This window comes from Nocardia amamiensis, from assembly GCF_015477605.1.
GTDB lineage: Bacteria > Actinomycetota > Actinomycetes > Mycobacteriales > Mycobacteriaceae > Nocardia > Nocardia amamiensis_A.
In genome coordinates this window covers 281483-299490 of the sequence record NZ_JADLQX010000005.1, presented here as the reverse complement: position 1 = coordinate 299490, position 18008 = coordinate 281483, and the positions used below count along the sequence as shown (strand labels likewise).

At 69.8% G+C, this 18008-nt stretch carries 2 protein-coding genes; both read left to right on the top strand.

The window, feature by feature from the left end:
• The first annotated feature begins 42 nt into the window (after nucleotides 1–42).
• Nucleotides 43–16764, top strand: coding sequence for a non-ribosomal peptide synthase/polyketide synthase (locus IU459_RS09305; RefSeq protein WP_440446474.1), 16722 nt, complete (start codon nucleotides 43–45; stop codon nucleotides 16762–16764).
• Between the two features lie 238 nt (nucleotides 16765–17002).
• Nucleotides 17003–17992 carry an alpha/beta hydrolase gene (locus IU459_RS09300; RefSeq protein ID WP_195129104.1) on the top strand — a complete coding sequence of 330 codons (990 nt, stop codon included), beginning with the start codon at nucleotides 17003–17005 and terminating at the stop codon, nucleotides 17990–17992.
• Nucleotides 17993–18008 lie beyond the last annotated feature (16 nt).

Below are 18008 nucleotides of genomic sequence, written 5' to 3'. Positions count from 1 at the left end.
CGAGACTGCGGGAGCGGTGCGCGCATGACCCGCCCGGCCCGTGTGCGCCCGACCCGGACCCGCCGCCCCCGCGTCACCACGCTGCCGCAGCTCATGGCCACCGCGGTGGAGGCCAACCCGAGCGGCACCGCCGTGATCTACGCCGACGCCGCGGCGACGCTGGCCACGCTGAGCTACGCCGAGCTGGACGAGCGGTCCACCCGCCTGGCCCGGCTGCTGATCGATCGCGGCGTCGGCCCCGAGGACCTGGTCGCGATCGGGATACCGCGGTCGACCGACTCCGTGGTCGCGGTCTGGGCGGTCGCGAAGACGGGCGCGGGATTCGTCCCGGTCGATCCGAACTACCCGGCCGATCGCGTGGAGCACATGATCGTCGACTCGGGCGCGGTCTTCGGGCTGGCCGTCGACGAGGTCCGCGCCGACCTACCGGACCAGGTCGAGTGGCTGTCCATCGACACCGCCGAGTGCGCGCGGCGGCTGGAGGAGTTTCCGGCCGACCCGGTGACCTACACCGACCGGGTGCGCCCGCTCCGGGCGGAACATCCCGCCTACGTCATCTACACCTCCGGGTCCACCGGCAAGCCGAAGGGCGTGGTCGTCACCCAGGCGGGGCTGGCGAGTTTCTGCGCGGAGCAGCGGGACCGATACCGGGTGACCAGCGCGTCGCGGACATTGCATTTCGCGTCGCCCTCGTTCGACGCGTCAGTGCTGGAACTGCTGCTCGCGCTGGGGGGCGCGGCCACGATGGTGGTCGCTTCCCCCACCGTGTTCGGCGGCGAGGAGCTCGCGTGCCTGGTGCGCAGGGAGGCGGTCACGCACGCCTTCGTCACGCCCGCCGCGCTCGCCTCGGTGGACCCGGCCGGGCTCGACGAGTTGCGCGTGGTGGTCGCCGGTGGCGAGGCGTGCCCGGCCGAACTGGTACGGCGCTGGGTGCTGCCGGTCTCCGGTGGGCGGACCCGCGAGTTCTGCAACGGGTACGGGCCGACCGAGACCACGATCATGACCAATATCAGCGCGCCGCTGGTACCGGGAGAGCCGGTGACCATCGGTGCGCCGATCCGGGCCGTCACCGAATACGTGCTGGACGAACGCCTGGCCCCCGTCCCGAGCGGCGTGGTCGGCGAGCTGTACATCACCGGCGCCCAGCTGGCCCGCGGCTACCACGAACGACCCGGGCTGACCGCGTCCCGCTTCGTGGCCAACCCGTTCGACCCGAACGGTTCGCGGCTCTATCGCACCGGCGACCTGGTGCGCTGGACGCCGAACGGCGAGTTGGAGTATCTGGGTCGCAATGACTTCCAGGTCAAGATCCGCGGTTTTCGCATCGAGCTGGGTGAGATCGACGCGGTGCTGGCCGCGCACGAGAGCGTCGACTTCGCCGTCACCGTCGGGCACGACCTGGACAGCGGCGCCACGATCCTCGTCTCCTACGTGCACGCCGCGCCCGGGATGGTCGCCGACGCGGCCGAACTGGCCGCCTTCGCCGAGCGGAGCCTGCCCGCGCACATGGTGCCGACGGTGGTCATGGTGCTGGAGAAGATCCCGCTGACGCCGGTGGGCAAGCTGGACCGCGCGGCGCTGCCGGTGCCGCGTCTGCAGACCAAGGTGTACCGCGCGCCGGTCGGCCCGCTGGAAGAGCTGGTGGCCGAGGTGTTCGGCGAACTGCTCGGCCCGGGTGCACCGGTCGGCGCGGACGACGACTTCTTCGAACTCGGCGGCAATTCGCTGATCGCGACGCAGGTCGCGGCCCGGATCGGGGCCGCCATCGCGGCGCGGGTACCCGCCCGGCTGGTCTTCGAGACTCCCACCGTCGCCGGGCTCGCCGCGCGGCTGGAGCCGATGAAGGGTGCCGGGGACCGGCGTGCGCTGGTGGCGGTGGAGCGCCCGGAGCGAGTGCCGTTGTCGCCCGCGCAGCAGCGGATGTGGTTCTTGAATCAGTTCGACACTGATTCGGCGGCGAACAATATTCCGTTCGCGGTGCGGTTGTCCGGTGTGTTGGACGTGGCGGCGTTGCAGGCGGCGGTCGCGGATGTGATCGAGCGTCATGAGACGTTGCGGACGATGTATCCGGCGGTGGACGGCACCGGCTATCAGGTGGTCGTGCCCGCGGCTCGCGCCGTCCCCGACCTCGCGCCGAAACCGCTCGCCGAGCACGAATTGCCCGACTGGCTGCGCGGACTGGCGCTGACCGGTTTCGATGTCGCCGCCGAGGTGCCGCTGCGCATCGCGCTGGCCGAACTCGCGCCGGACGACCACGTGATCGTCGTGGTGGTGCACCACATCGCCGCCGACGGCGCCTCGGTCGCGCCGTTCCTGCGGGATCTGCTCAGCGCGTTCCTTTCCCGGCGCAACAGGGCGAAGCCGGCGTGGGCTCCGCTGCCGGTGCAGTACGCGGACTACACGCTCTGGCAGCGCGCCGTGCTCGGCGACGAGAACGACCCGGATTCGGTCGCGGCCGCGCAGATCGCGTACTGGCGTCGCGCCCTGGCGGGCATTCCGGACCGGATCGACCTACCCTCGGACCGTCCGCGCCCGCCCGTCGCGTCCGGGCAGGGCGCGGAGTACACCTTCGCGGTGGACGCTTCGGTGCACCACGGACTCGCCGAACTGGCACACAGCGCGGGCGCCTCGGAGTTCATGGTGCTGCACAGCGCGTTCGCGGTGCTGCTCGCCCGGCTCACCGGCACCGACGACATCACCATCGGCACGCCCGTCGCCGGTCGTGGCGAGCGGGAACTCGACGGACTGATCGGCATGTTCGTCAACACGCTGGTGCTGCGCACCCGGATCGACCTGGGCGCGTCCTTCCGCACGCTGCTCGAGCAAGCGAAAGCATCTGATCTGGCGGCGTTCTCGCATGCCGAGCTGCCGTTCGAGCGGCTGGTCGAGGTGCTGGACCCGGTGCGGTCGCAGGCGCACCACCCGCTGTTCCAGGTGGCGCTGTTCTTCCAGAACATGACCAAGCCGGAGATCGATCTACCCGGGTTGTCGGCGCGCTCGGTGGAATTCGGCGGTGCGGTCGCGAAATTCGATCTGCAATTGACGGTGGTGCCGAGCGGTGCGGGCGGCGCTACGGGGTTCACAGCGATGTTCACCTACGCCACCGACCTGTTCGACGAGGCGACGATCGCCGAGTTCGCCTGGCGGCTGGAGTGGTTGCTCGCCGCCGTCGCCGCGGAACCGGATCAGCCGATCGGCGCTATCGATCTGCTGGCTCCCGCCGAGCGCGAGCGGATGCTGCGCGAGTGGAACAACACCCGGTATCCGGTGCCGGAAGAACTTTTGCTGGACGGCTATCGGCGCATCGTGGACGCGTATGCGGGCGAGGTCGCGGTCGTCTGCGAGGGCGCCGAGCTCACCTATCGGGAGTTCGACGCGCGGGTGAACCGTCTGGCCAGATTGCTGATTTCGCAGGGCGTCGGTGCGGAGTCGCTGGTGGGTTTGGCGGTTCGCCGGTCGCTGGATCTCGTAGTCGGGATGTACGCGATCGTGACGGCGGGCGGGGCGTACGTGCCGCTGGATCCGGACCATCCAGCCGAACGCATCGCGCACATTCTCGAGACGGCGCAGCCCGTCTGCGTGCTCACCACCTCCGCCGACGCGGTCGACGTCCCCGAAGGCACCGCGGTATTGCTCTTGGACGCCGTGAATCCGGATCGATTCGACGATTCGCCGGTGCGCGACGAGGAATTGGTGCGTCCGCTGTTGCCGCACCATCCGGCATACGTGATCTTCACGTCGGGCTCGACCGGCCGCCCCAAGGGCGTCGCGATTTCCCACCACGCGATCCAGAATCAGATCAGCTGGATGCTGGCGGCCTATCCGCTCGATCCCGATGATGTGTACCTGCAGAAGACGGCAACCACGTTCGACGTGTCGTTGTGGGGCTACTTCATGCCGTTGCGCGTGGGGGCGAAGCTCGTCCTGGCGACGCACGATGGGCATCGCGATCCGGTGTACGTCGCGGAAACCATTGCCGCACAGGGCGTGACGGTCACCGATTTCGTGCCCTCCATGCTGACGGTGTTCGCCGCGCACACCGCGCCCGGTTCCTGCCCCAGCTTGCGGGACATCTTCGCGATCGGCGAGGCGCTGCCGCCGGAAACCGTTGCCGCTGTGCGGGCGATGTCGGACGCGGCGGTGCACAATCTCTACGGCCCGACCGAGGCGGCGGTGTCGGTCACCTACTGGCCCGCCATGGCCGGCGACAAGCGGTCCGTTCCGATCGGTGTGCCGCAGTGGAACACTCAGGTATACGTGCTGGATTCACGCCTGCAACCGGTGCCAGCGGGTGTTCCGGGCGAGCTCTACCTCGCCGGTGATCAATTGGCCCGCGGTTATGTGCGTCGTCCCGACCTCACCGCGGACCGGTTCGTGGCCAACCCGTTCGCCTTCGGCGAGCGGATGTACCGGACTGGCGATCTGGTGGTCTGGCGCGCCGCGACCGAGGAGCTGCCGCCGCGCCTGGACTACCTCGGCCGGACCGATTTCCAGGTCAAGTTCCGTGGTCAGCGGATCGAGCTGGGCGAGATCGAGACGGCGTTGCTGGCGCAGCCGTCGGTGAGCCAGGCGGTAGCGGTGGTCGCGCCTTCGTCGCTGGGTGACCAGTTGGTGGCCTACGTGGTCCCTTCGCCCGGCGAATCGATCGAACAGGCCGGATTGCTCGCGGCGATCGGTGACATACTGCCCACCTATATGGTTCCGGCCGCGATCGTGGCGCTGGCGGAGTTCCCGCTGAACCCCAGCGGCAAGCTGGACCGCAAGGCGTTGCCCGAACCCGCTTTCACCGCACGCGAATTCCGTGCGCCCGTCACGCCCGTCGAGGAGATCGTGGCGGGTGTGTTCGGCGAGGTGCTGGGGTTGGGTCGAGTGGGCGCCGATGACGATTTCTTCGCGCTCGGTGGCAATTCGCTGGTCGCCACCCGGGTAGTGGCCCGGTTGGGTGCGGCGGTGGGTGCCAGGGTGCCGGTGCGAGCGTTGTTCGAGACGCCGACGGTCGCGGCGCTGGCGGCGGCGATCGAGTCGCGGACACATGGCGAGCGCGGTGTCGAGCTCGGCAGTATCGCGCGGCCGGAGCGGTTGCCGTTGTCGTTGGCGCAGCGGCGGATGTGGTTCCTGAATCGCTTCGATCAGTCCGCGGACGCCGGGGACCGGATCGGTTCGGCCGCATACAACTTGCCGTTCGCGTTGCGGTTGACCGGTGAGCTGGACGTGCGGGCGCTGGGCGCGGCGCTGCATGACGTGGTCGCGCGGCACGAAGTGCTGCGGACCGTGTACCCGGAGACCACGGATGGTCCGGTCCAGGTGGTGCTCGCCGCCGGACAGGTGACGCTGGACGTCGCCGCGCACCCGGTGGCGGCCACCGGGGTCGCGCGCGAGGTCTATGCGCTCGCAGCCACACCCTTCGATGTGACGGCCGAAGTGCCGGTGCGTGTGCGGCTGCTGGAAATCACCGATACGCCGAACGAATACGTGCTGGCTGTGGTCGTGCATCACATTGCCGCCGACGCGTCGTCGATGGGTCCGCTGGTGCGGGATGTGATGACCGCTTATGCGGCGCGAACCTCGGGTGAGGCGCCGGGGTGGTCGCCGCTGCGGGTGCAGTACGCGGACTATGCGTTGTGGCAGCGTGCGGTGTTGGGCGAGGAATCGGATCCGGAGTCGATCGCCGCCCAGCAGATCGGATTCTGGCGGGCCCAGTTGGCCGATCTGCCCGACTTGCTGGAGTTGCCCGCCGATCGCCCCCGTCCGGCCGTTGCGTCGCTGGCAGGCGCGCGGGTGGACGTCGGGATCGACGCGGCGACACACGCCGGACTGGTCGAACTCGCCCGTGCGCACGGCGCCACGTTGTTCATGGTGGTGCACACGGCATTCGCGGTGTTGCTGGCCCGGCTGTCCGGCTCGGACGACATCGCGGTCGGCACACCGGTCGCCGGGCGTGGTGAGCGTGAGCTCGATGATTTGATCGGCATGTTCGTCAACACGGTGGTGTTCCGCTCCCGGGTCGACGGCGGCGACTCGTTCGCGGACATTCTCGCGCGGCAGCGGGATATCGATCTCGAGGCGTTCGCCCACGCCGACGTGCCGTTCGAGCGGTTGGTGGAGGTGCTCGATCCGCCGCGGTCCACGGCGCGTCATCCGTTGTTCCAGGTGGGACTGTCGTTCCAGAATGTCGCGCGTACCGCGTTGGAGCTGCCCGGTTTGACGGTGGCCGGCGTCGATGCCGATTTGGCTGTGTCGCAGTTCGATCTGCATTTGATCGTCGGCGATGCGTATGACGAGTCGGGTGCGCCCGCCGGTATCGGTGGATTCCTCACCTATGCGACAGACCTTTTCGACGCGAGAACGGTGCAGGGATTCGCCGACCGACTATCGCGAGTTCTGTCCGCCGTGGTCGCCGACGCGACGGTGCCGGTCGGGGATATCGACATCCTCGCCGACACCGAGCGCACCGACCTCGCTGGATGGAACGACACGACACACCCGGTGGAACCTGCCGCGACGCTGGGATTGCTGCTGCGGCGATCGATCGCGGCGGCGCCCGGAGCGGTCGCACTCGTCGCGGACCGGCCCGGGGGCGGACGCACGCAGCTGAGCTACGCCGAGCTGGGGGCGCGGGTGAACCGCCTCGCCCGCTACTTGATCTCGGTGGGCGTCGGCCCCGAATCCCGGGTGGCGCTGGCATTCCATCGATCGATAGACCTGGTCGTGGCGATGTACGCGGTGTCGGAGGCCGGTGGCGCGTACGTGCCGGTCGACCCCGGCCGAGCCGCGGACCGGAACGAGTACGTCCTGGCGACTGCTCAGCCTGTGTGCGTGCTGACCGATGCCGAGTTCGAAACCGCTGTCGCCCCCGTGGTGCGGCTGGAAGAGCTCGAGCTGAGGGAAGTGGCGAGCGGGCCGATCACCGACAGCGAGCGGGTCGCTCCGCTGCGGCCGGAGAACACGGCGTACGTCATCTTCACGTCGGGTTCGACCGGCCGCCCGAAGGGTGTCGCCGTGCCGCACGCCGCCGCCGTCAACCAAATGCTGTGGAAATCCAGCGCATTCGGGCTGGCACCCGACGACGCGGTGCTGCTCAAGACGGCGGCGACGTTCGACTTGTCGGTGTGGGAGTTCTGGTCGGCCGCCGTGTGCGGTGGGCGGCTGGTCATCGCGGCGCCGGATGGTCATCGGGACCCGGCGTACCTCAACGAGCTGATGGCGCGGGAATCCGTCACGACGTTGCATGTGGTGCCGTCGATGCTCGATGCGCTGCTGGTGCACCGGGCGGCCGTGGGTGACGCTTCGGCCGGCTGGTCGCCGCGACGGGTGCTGGCGATCGGTGAAGCTCTGCCGGGCGCGGTAGCGCAGCGTTTCCTGCGCGAGCACCCCGGCACGGAGCTGTTCAATTTGTACGGCCCGACCGAGGCGGCGGTGTCGATCACCAGCCACCGGGTCACGCTTGCCGATGAGACGTTGGTGCCGATCGGTGTGCCGGAGTGGAACAGCCGGGTTTATGTGCTGGATGGGCGTTTGCGTCCGGTTCCGGTGGGTGTTTCGGGTGAGTTGTATTTGGCTGGTGCGCAGTTGGCGCGTGGTTACTTCGGTCGTGCGGATTTGACGGCGGATCGTTTTGTGGCGAATCCGTTCGAGCCGGGTGCGCGGATGTATCGCACCGGTGACCTGGTGGCTTGGAATGCCGATGGTGAGCTGGAGTATCGGGGTCGTTCGGACTTCCAGGTGAAGATTCGTGGATTCCGGATCGAGCTGGGTGAGATCGAGGCCGCGCTGTTGGCCTTGCCGGTGATCGCGCAGGCAGCGGTAGTCGCGAAGTCCGATCCCAAGACCGGTGATCGCCTGGTGGCGTATCTGGTCTCGGCCGACGGCGACGTAGACATGGCCGCGGTCAAGTCCGCGCTGTCGGCTGGTTTGCCGTCGTACATGGTGCCGTCGGCGTTCGTGGTGCTGGATGCGTTGCCGTTGAACGTCAACGGCAAGCTGGATCGTAAGGCGTTGCCGGAGCCGGAGTTCGAGGTTCAGGCTTTCCGTGCGCCGTCGACGCCGATCGAGGAGATCGTCGCCGCGGTCTACGCCGAAGTGCTGGGCGTCGAACGGGTCGGCGCGGACGACGATTTCTTCGCGCTCGGCGGTAACTCGTTGCTCGCGACGCAGGTCGCCGCCCGGATCGGCGCGGCGCTGGACGCCCGGGTGCCGGTGCGGGTCCTGTTCGAGGCGTCCACTGTCGCCGGATTGGCGGTCAAGGTCGAACGGGACGCGGGGGAGCGCAAACGCACCCCGCTGGTCGCCGGGCAACGTCCCGATCGCATCCCGCTGTCGTTCGCGCAGCAGCGCATGTGGTTCCTCAACCAGTTCGACACCTCGGCCTCGGTCTACAACATCCCGGCCGCGATCCGCCTGTCCGGTGACCTCGACGTCGTCGCGTTGCAGCAGGCGGTGGCGGATATCGTCGCGCGCCACGAGATCCTGCGCACGATCTACCCGCAGACGCCGGACGGCCCGGTGCAGCAGGTGCTCGCGCCGTACGACGTGCCGGTGGATCTGGCTCCGGCGCAGATCGGCGACGAGCACGTCGCCAACGAAGTGCAACGGATCGTCGCGGCCGGTTTCGACGTGACCAGCGAGGTGCCCTTCCGCGCCAAGCTGTTCCAGCTCGCGGGCACCGAGTATGTGCTGGTGTTCGTCGCGCATCACATCAGCGCGGACGGCTGGTCGATGGGCCCGCTGACCAGGGACCTGATGGTGGCCTACGCGGCGCGCGGCGGGGGCGAGGCGCCGTCCTGGGCGCCGCTGCCGATCCAGTACGCCGACTACGCTCTGTGGCAGCGCGAGGTGCTCGGCACCGACGAGGACCCCGACTCGCTCGCCGGTGCGCAATTGTCCTATTGGACAACGGAACTCGCCGACCTGCCCGACGAGCTGAACCTGCCTGCGGACCGCCCCCGTCCGCCCGCCCAGTCTTTCGCGGGCGGCAAGACCGATTTCGTCGTCGACGCGGACGTGCACGCCGCACTGGTGGAGCTGGCCAGACAGCACAACGCCACGCTGTTCATGGTCGTGCACACCGCGTTCGCCATCTTCTTGTCTCGCTTGTCGTGCACCGACGACATCGTCATCGGCACCCCCGTCGCGGGCCGCGGCGAAGCCGAACTCGATGATCTGATCGGCATGTTCGTCAACACCCTGGTGCTGCGCACCCGGGTCGCGCCCGGCCTGGACTTCACCGAGTTGCTGGCCGCCAACCGGGAAACCGATCTGCGCGCCTTCGCCAACGCTGACATCCCGTTCGAGCGGTTGGTCGAGGCGCTGGACCCGGAGCGCTCGGCGGGCCGCCATCCGCTGTTCCAGGTGGCGCTGTCGTTCGAGAACCTCGCGGTCACCAGTTTCGAATTGCCCGGCCTCAGCTTCACCGCGCTCGACCCGGTCGCCGACACCGCCAAGTTCGACCTGCTGCTCACCGTGCGCGAGCAGCGCACCGAGGCGGGCGCCGAGGCCGGTCTCGCCGCCGAATTCACCTACGCCCGTGATCTCTTCGATGAGCGAACGGTCGTCGAGTTCGGCCGCCGGTTCCGCCGCGTGCTCGCCGCCGTCGCGCGGCACCCGGGCACCGCCGTCGGCGATCTGGAGATCCTGGACGACTCCGAGCGCGTCGACCTGATCACGCGCACCGGCGGGCCCGCGGTGCCGCCGAGCACCCTGCCGGACCTGATGGCCGCCGCTGTCGCCGCGAACCCGACCGGCGTCGCCGTGGTCGCGGGGGGCCGCAGCTTCAGCTACGCCGAAGTCGACGCCGCCTCCGCGCAATTGGCGCGCGCGCTGATCGACCGCGGCGCGGGACCGGACGTGGCGGTAGCCATCGCGATCCGGCGTTCGGGCGAATACATGCTCGCGCTGTGGGCGGTCGCGAAGACCGGCGCCGCGTTCGTCCCGATCGATCCGACCTATCCTGCCGACCGCATCGCGCACATGGTCGCGGATTCCGGTGTCGCGCTGGGCGTGACGCTGACCGCCGAGCTGGCCAACCTGCCCGCCTTGGCCCGCGGCGCCTGGGTCGCGCTGGACGATCACGACTTCACCTTCGACGTCGCGGTGCGGCCGGACCAGCCGCTGCGGCCCGCTGAGCTGCGCGGGCCGCTGCGCGCCGAGAACGCCGCGTACGTCATCTACACCTCCGGCTCCACCGGTCTGCCCAAGGGCGTCGTCGTCACCCACGCGGGCCTGGCCAACTTCAGCGCCGAGCAGGTGCAGCGCTATCGGCTCGACCGGACCACGCGCGCACTGGCGTTCGCGTCCCCGTCGTTCGACGCGTCGATGCTGGAACTGCTGCTCGCGCTCGGTTCCGCGGGCGCGCTCGTGGTGGCGCCGCCGCTGACGTTCGGCGGCGAGGAGCTTGCCGGGTTGATTCGCGGCGAGGGCGTAACACACGCCTTCCTCACCCCGTCCGTGCTCACCTCGCTCGACCCGGACGCGCTGGCGGGCATGCGGGTGATCGTGGCGGGCGGCGAAGCGGTGCCCGCCGACCTGGCGGCCAAGTGGACCGGGGCAGCGGAGCGCGCTTTCCATAACGGCTACGGGCCCACCGAGACCACCATCATGACCAATATCAGCGACCCGCTGCGGCCCGGCGACCCGGTCACCATCGGCGGTCCGATCCGCGGTATGCGGTCGCTGGTGCTCGACAGCAGGCTCCGTCCGGTGCCGGAAGGCGTGGCGGGCGAACTGTATCTGGGCGGCATCCAGCTCGCCCGCGGTTACCACGCGCGTGCGGGACTCACCGCCGCGCGGTTCGTCGCCGATCCGTACGGCGCGCCCGGCGAGCGCCTGTACCGCACCGGCGATCTGGTGCGCTGGCGTCGGGGCGAGGGCGTGCCCGTCGTGGAGTACATGGGCCGCAACGACTTCCAGGTGAAGGTGCGCGGCTTCCGCATCGAGCTCGGGGAGATCGACGCCGCGCTGGCCGCTCAGCCCGAAGTCGACTTCGCGGTCACGCTCGGACGCGAATCGAATTCCGGCGCGACGATTCTGGTCTCGTACGTGCTCCCGGCCAAGGGAGCGACGGTCGATCCGGCCGCGCTGACCGACCGGATCGGGCGCACGCTGCCGGAGTACATGGTGCCCGCGGCGATCATGGTGCTCGACGCCATCCCGCTGACGCCGGTCGGCAAGCTGGACCGCAAGGCGCTGCCGCAACCGGCACTGGAGACCCGCGCCTACCGCGCGCCGCTGACCCCGGCAGAAGTGGTGATCGCCGAGGTGATCGGCGAAGTGGTCGGCGTCGAACGAGTCGGTCTGGACGACGACTTCTTCGCCCTCGGCGGCGACAGCATCGTGTCCATCCAGGTGGTCTCCCGCGCACGCGCCCGCGGCGTCACGTTCACGCCGCGCGACGTCTTCGAGTGCAGGACGGTCGCCGCGCTGGCCCGCGCCGCCGCGGTCGAGGGCGGCCCCGGTGACGAGGCAGGCGACCTACCGCTCACCGCGGAGGCGGCGCGCATGCTGGACGAGGGCATCGAGGTGCGGGCCATCGCCCTCGACGTCCCGGAGACCTGCTCTGCCGAGACGGTGCGCGGCGCGGTGGCCGCCTTGCTCGACCAGCATCCGATGCTGTGGGTGCGGGTGGAGTACGCCGACGGCGTGCCGATGCTGCGTATCCCCCCGGTCGCCGAGCGCACCGGCGAGGCGTTCCGCAGGCTGGACCCGCGGCACGGCGAGACCTCGCTGCCGATCGACGACGTGGTGCAGGCGGCCGCGGCGGCGCTGGACCCGGAACAGGGCCGCAACATCCACTTCGTGCTCACGGGCGGTCCCGAGGCTCGCTCGACGCTCATCGTGGTGGCCGGCAGCCTCGTGGTCGACGACGTCTCCTGGCGCGTCATCGTCGACCAGCTCACCGGGAGCTGGAACCGGGCCCGCCACGCGGCGCCCGCTGCGCCGGAATCCGGCCTCGGCATGGTCATTCGCGCGTTGTCGGCCAGGGCGCACGATCCGGCCACGGTTGCCGAAATGGACTGGTGGCGGCGGGCTCTGGGCACCATTCCGGAAGGCGCGGGTGCCGATGGACGGGATCTGAGCGCACGCAGCCGGGTTTCGCTCACCATCACCGCGGAGGGGGCGGAGGCCGTCGCCGCCGCGGCCGAGGCCTATCACACCGGGGTGGCGGACATCCTGCTCACCGCGCTGGCCCTGGCGCTGCGCACCTCCGCGGGCGAGACCGTGACGCGCGCGATCGGTTCGGTCGTGCGTCTGCCCGCCGACGGCCGCGCGGCCACCCACGCCGACGCGGAGAGCATGGTGGGCGGCTTCGTCACCGAGTATCCGCTGCCATTGCGGCTGACCAGGATCGACATCGAAGACGCCCTGATCGGCGGCCCCGCCGCGGGCACCGCGATCGCGCAGATCAAGGAGCTCCGCCGGTCGGTGCCCGCACGTGGCGTCGGCTACGGTCTGCTGCGCTACCTCAACGCCGACACGGCCGCCGAGCTGCGCGGACTCGGCCGCGGCCGGTTCGCGCTGCGCTACCGGGATCTGCGCCCGGCCCGGGTGCACACCGATCTCCCGTCCGACGACCTGCTGCTCGTGCTGACCGTCGACGCCACCGACGACGGCCTGCTGGCCCGGTTCGATTTCGCCGCCGCGGCGTTCCGCGGCGAGGACGCGAAGGTCTTCGCCGAGCATTGGATTCGCGCGCTCGGCGGCCTCGCCGAGCATGGATTGCGCCCCGACGCGGGCGGATTCACGCCATCGGACTTCCCGCTGGTGCGGCTGAAGCAGCCCGACATCGACCGGTTCACCCGCGCCTACCCGGACCTGTCGGACGCCTGGCCGGTCACGCCGCTGCAATCGGGCATGCTGTTCCACGCCCTGCTCGCGGAGTCCTCGGTGGACGTCTACACCACCCAGTTCGTGCTCGAACTCAGCGGCGCGGTGGACGCCCGCCGGATGCACGCCGCCGCGCAAGCCGTGCTGGATCGGCACGACAACCTGCGCGTCGCCTTCGCCGACGACAGCGAGGGCAATCCCGTGCAGATCGTGCAGGGTTCGCTGGAGGTGCCGTGGCGGCTCATCGATCTGCGGCAGCTGGAACCCGCCGCGGCCACAGCTGAGCTGGAGCGGATCAAGGCGGCCGATCTGGCCGACCATTTCGACATGCGGACCGCGCCGCTGCTGCGGTTCGCGCTGATCCGTTCCGCCGCGGGCGCCTACCACCTGCTGGTGACCAGCCACCACATCCTGATCGACGGCTGGTCCATGCCGCTGTTGATGAAGGACCTGCTGACGCTGTACGCGCTGGGCGGCAACTCGCGGCACCTGCCGACGGTGCCGTCCTACCGCGACTACCTGGCCTGGCTGGTGGCGCAGGACGCGGAGGCGGCGCGCGCGGCATGGCGCACCGCCTTGGCCGGTATCACCGAGCCGACACCACTGGCGCCGGTGGACCCGGGACGTGAGATCTCCGCGGGTGTCGGCGAGGTCGGTTTCGAACTGTCCCAGGCCGATACCACCGCGCTGACCCGGCTCGCTTCGGGTCTCGGCGTCACGGTCAACACCGTGGTGCAAGCGGCGTGGGGTCTGCTGATCGGCCGCAGCGTCGATCGGGACGACGTGGTCTTCGGCGCCACCGTGTCCGGGCGTCCGCCGCAGCTGGACGGCGTCGAGGCGATGGTCGGCCTGTTCCTCAACGCGATCCCGGTACGGGTGCGACTGGGAGCGACCCTGACCCTCGGCGGATTGCTGCGTCAGTTGCAGGCCGAGCAAGCCGCGCTGCTGGACCACCACTACTTGGGCCTCAGCGATATCCAGGACGCGATCGGCGTGGAAGGGTTGTTCGACTCGCTCGTGGTGTTCGAATCCTTCCCCGTGGACCGGGAGGGACTGGACCGAGCCAGCGACATCGACGGCATGAGCGTCAGCGGCGTCGGCGCGGTCAACGGCACCCATTACCCGCTCACCGTGATGGTGGTGCTCGACAGTCAGCTGCGCGTCTCGGTGAAGTACCTGCGCGACCTGTTCGACGAACCCGCGGCACTGACTCTGGCGCAGCGGCTGTCGGCGCTGATCGGCCGCTTCGTGACCACGCCGCAGGCGCGGGTCGGCGAGATCGACGTGCTGCTCGACGACGAGCGCGCGGAGCTTGCGGCGCGCAACGCCACCGACGTGCCGCAACTGCTCGACGACGCGACGCTGCTGTCGCTGTTCGACGCACAGGTGGCCCGCACGCCGGACGCGCCCGCGGTGCGCTACGGCGATGTCACCCTCAGCTACGCCGAACTCGACTCGCGCGCACGGTCGCTGGCGGTCGAGCTGATGCGCTGGGGCGTCGGTCCGGAGACGCTGGTCGCTGTGGCCATGCGGCGCGGCATCGACCTGGTCGTCGCGATCTACGCGGTGCTGCGGACCGGTGGCGGCTACCTGCCGATCGATCCGGACCATCCGGCCGAGCGCAGCGAGTACGTGCTCGACAGCGCCGCTCCGATCTGCGCGCTGACCACCACCGCCGACGGGTTCGACACCGCGACCGGCATTCCGGTGGTCGCCGTCGACACCCTGTATCTGGCTCCCTACCAGGGACCTTGGCCGCAGGAGTACGTCCACCCGGACACCGTCGCCTACGTCATCCACACCTCGGGCTCCACCGGTCGCCCGAAGGGCGTCATGATCACGCACCGGCAGATGGTCAACCAGTTCCGCTGGGCCCAGCTGGCCTATCCGCACGCCGGCGGCGACGTGGTGCTGCACAAGACGCCGATCACCTTCGACATCTCCACGTGGGAGTTGTTCTGGCCCTTGCAGACCGGTGCCGCGATCGTCATCGCCGAGCCCGACGGTCACCGCGACCCGGCCTACCTGGCCCGGGTCATCAATGAGAACGCCGTCACCACAGTGCATTTCGTTCCCTCGATGCTGGAGGCCTTCCTCGACCCGGTGGCCAACCCGGCCATGGAGTACCCGTCGCTGCGGCGGGTGTTCGCCGCGGGCGAGGCGCTGTCCGGCGAGACAGCGGCGTCCTTCGCCGCCGCCGCACCCGGTGTGGCCCTGATCAATTGGTACGGCCCCGCCGAAGCCACCGTGGTCACGGATCATCCGGTGCGCGACACCGCCGTGGTGGCGATCCCGATCGGCGTGCCGGTGGCGAACACCCGCGTGCACGTGCTCGACCGGCAGTTGCGGCCGGTACCGCCGGGGGCGGCGGGCGAGCTGTATGTCGGGGGTGTGCAGCTGGCTCGTGGCTATCTCGGCGCCGCGGCCCTCACTGCCGAGCGTTTCGTCGCCCATACCGGCGGGACCCGGCTCTACCGCACCGGTGACATCGTGCGCTGGCGTGGCGGAGCTCTGGAGTATCTGGGTCGCAGTGATTTCCAGGTCAAACTGCGGGGCCAGCGGGTGGAGCTGGGCGAGATCGAGACCGTGCTGGTCGCCCACCCGGGGGTGCGGCACGCGGCGGTATCGCTGGTGCGCGGCGCGACCGGGGACCGGCTGGTCGCGTACGTGGTCCCGGTGCCGGGTGAGACCATCGACGAGGCGGCACTGCTGCTGCACGCGCGCGGCGCGCTGCCGTCCTACATGGTGCCCTCGGCGGTGGTCGCGCTCCATGAGCTCCCGCTGAACGCCAGCGGCAAACTCGACCGCAAGGCGCTGCCCGTGCCGCCGCCGGCGGCGCGTCCCTATCGCGCGCCGAGCACGCCGCTGGAGCGCACCGTGCTCGACGTGTTCGGCGAGGTGCTCGACCTCCGCGACGGACGCCGCGTCGGCATGGACGACGACTTCTTCGAGCTGGGCGGCAACTCGCTGGTCGCGACGCGCGCGGCCAGCAGGCTGCGCGCGCTCAGCGGCGCCGAGGTGCGGGTGCAGTGGTTCTTTACCGATTCGACCCCGGCGTCACTGGCCGCCCGCATCCTCGCGGCGCTGGCCGACGACCACGACTACGACCTGGATTCGAACGCCGCGCTCGAGGTGCTGCTGCCGATCCGGACGATGGTGCCGCACGACGTGGCCGCGGCCCAGCCGCTGTTCTGCCTGCACCCGATGTACGGATTGTCCTGGTGTTACGCGGGTCTGGCCCGCTACGTGCCCGCGAGCACGCCGATCTTCGGCCTGCAATCGCCCGCGCTGACCGAAGACGGCTACCTGCCTGCGTCGCTGACCGAGATGGCGCGCCGCTACGTGGCCGAGATCCGCGCGGTGCAGCCGCACGGGCCCTACCGGCTGCTCGGCTGGTCGCTCGGGGGTGTGCTGGCGCACGCCGTGGCGACCCAGTTGCAGGCCGCCGGCGAGGAGATCGGGCTGCTTACCATGCTGGACAGCCACCCGGACATCGACGTCACCGACTTCCGGGCGGCGATCCGCGAGGCGCTGGCCGAGCTCGGCATCGGCGCGGACGCCCTGCTGCCCGGCCACGGCGACATCCACGAACTGAGCGAGGACGCGCTGGCCGCTTTGCACGCCACGATCCCCCCGGACATGGCGGTGCTCACACCCGAGCGGGTGCGCCGGATCTACCGCAGCGCGGTGCGCTCGGCCGAGCTGATCGCCGAACACCGGCCGCAGGTCTTCCGTGGTCGCCTGCACTACTTCAGCGCGGCCGGGCACGACACCGCGGCGGCCGGCTGGCAACCGTACGTCGACGGTCCGGTCGACGATCATCCAGTCGGCGTCGCGCACGACCAGATGACTGCTCCGGAAGCTTTGGCGCAGATCGGCCCCCGATTGTCCGAACTACTTCATCCCCCAGGGTGGGAAACCCCACCGAACCTGGGCCGGTCATGATCGAATCGAATCGGTTCGGGCATGATGGGGCAACGGTGCGGTAACAATGTCCCCTGTTGTCACGACTACATAGGCCGTATGGTCGGCGTGGTGTTCCAGGGCTCCACCCCGGCGCGTGGGGCATGCAGAGCGAATCTCGAGACGAAGCGAAGGTGCGAAATTGATACGTCGACAGACCCGGCGCGGCGGCCTGCGTGCCGCGGCAGCGATCGCGGCAACGGCAGTGCTCGCGGGAGTGATGACCGGTCTCGGCGCGTCCAGTGCGACAGCTGATCCGATCATCGATTCGAAAACCCTGCTGGGCAACCCGGTCGCCCCGGACGGTTCGCGTATCACCAAGGCCGAGTACAAGGACTCGCGCAGCATCCGGCTGTACGTCTACTCGGCGGCCATGGACGAGAAGATCATCATCGATGTCCAGCGCCCGGCCGACGCGTCCGTGCCGCGCCCGACGCTGTACCTGCTCAACGGCGCGGGCGGCGGCGAGGACGACGCCTCGTGGCAGGCCAGGACCGACGCGCTGCAGTTCCTGTCGGACAAGAACGTCAACGTGATCCAGCCGATCGGCGGCAAGTGGAGCTACTACACCGACTGGATCAAGGACGATCCGGTACTGGGCCGCAACAAGTGGAAGACCTTCTTCACCGAGGAGCTTCCGCCGCTGATCGATGGCGCGCTCGGCACCAATGGCGTGAACGCCATCGCGGGCCTGTCCACCTCGGGCACTACGGTGCTCGCGCTGCCGATCTACAAGCCGGGCTTGTACAAGGCCGCCGCGGCCTACAGCGGCTGCGCGCAGACCAGTGACCCGGTCGGCGCGCGGTTCGTGAAGCTGACCGTGGAGACCTGGGGCGGCGGCAACACCGAGAACATGTGGGGTCCTGAGGGCGGGCCGGAGTGGGTGGCCAACGACCCGTACGTGAACGCCGAGGGACTGCGCGGGCTCGGGCTCTACATCTCCACCGGCAACGGCCTGCCCGGCCAGCACGACACGCTGAACGGCCAGTACGCCCTGCCCGGCCCCTACGGTCTGGCCAACCAGATCATCATCGGCGGCGTGATCGAGGCGGGCACCAACTACTGCACGCACAACCTGAAGACCAAGCTGGACCAGCTGGGTATCCCGGCCACGTACAACTTCCGCAACTCCGGCACCCACTCGTGGGGTTACTGGCGCGACGAGTTCCAGCTCTCGTGGCCGGTGCTCGCGAGCGGCCTCGGCATCTGAGCCGCTGACCCGATCC

Bases quoted from the DNA above. Each gene is read 5' to 3' on its own strand.
- IU459_RS09300 (WP_195129104.1), top strand. From the start codon at position 17,003: ATGACCGGTCTCGGCGCGTCCAGTGCGACAGCTGATCCGATCATCGAT.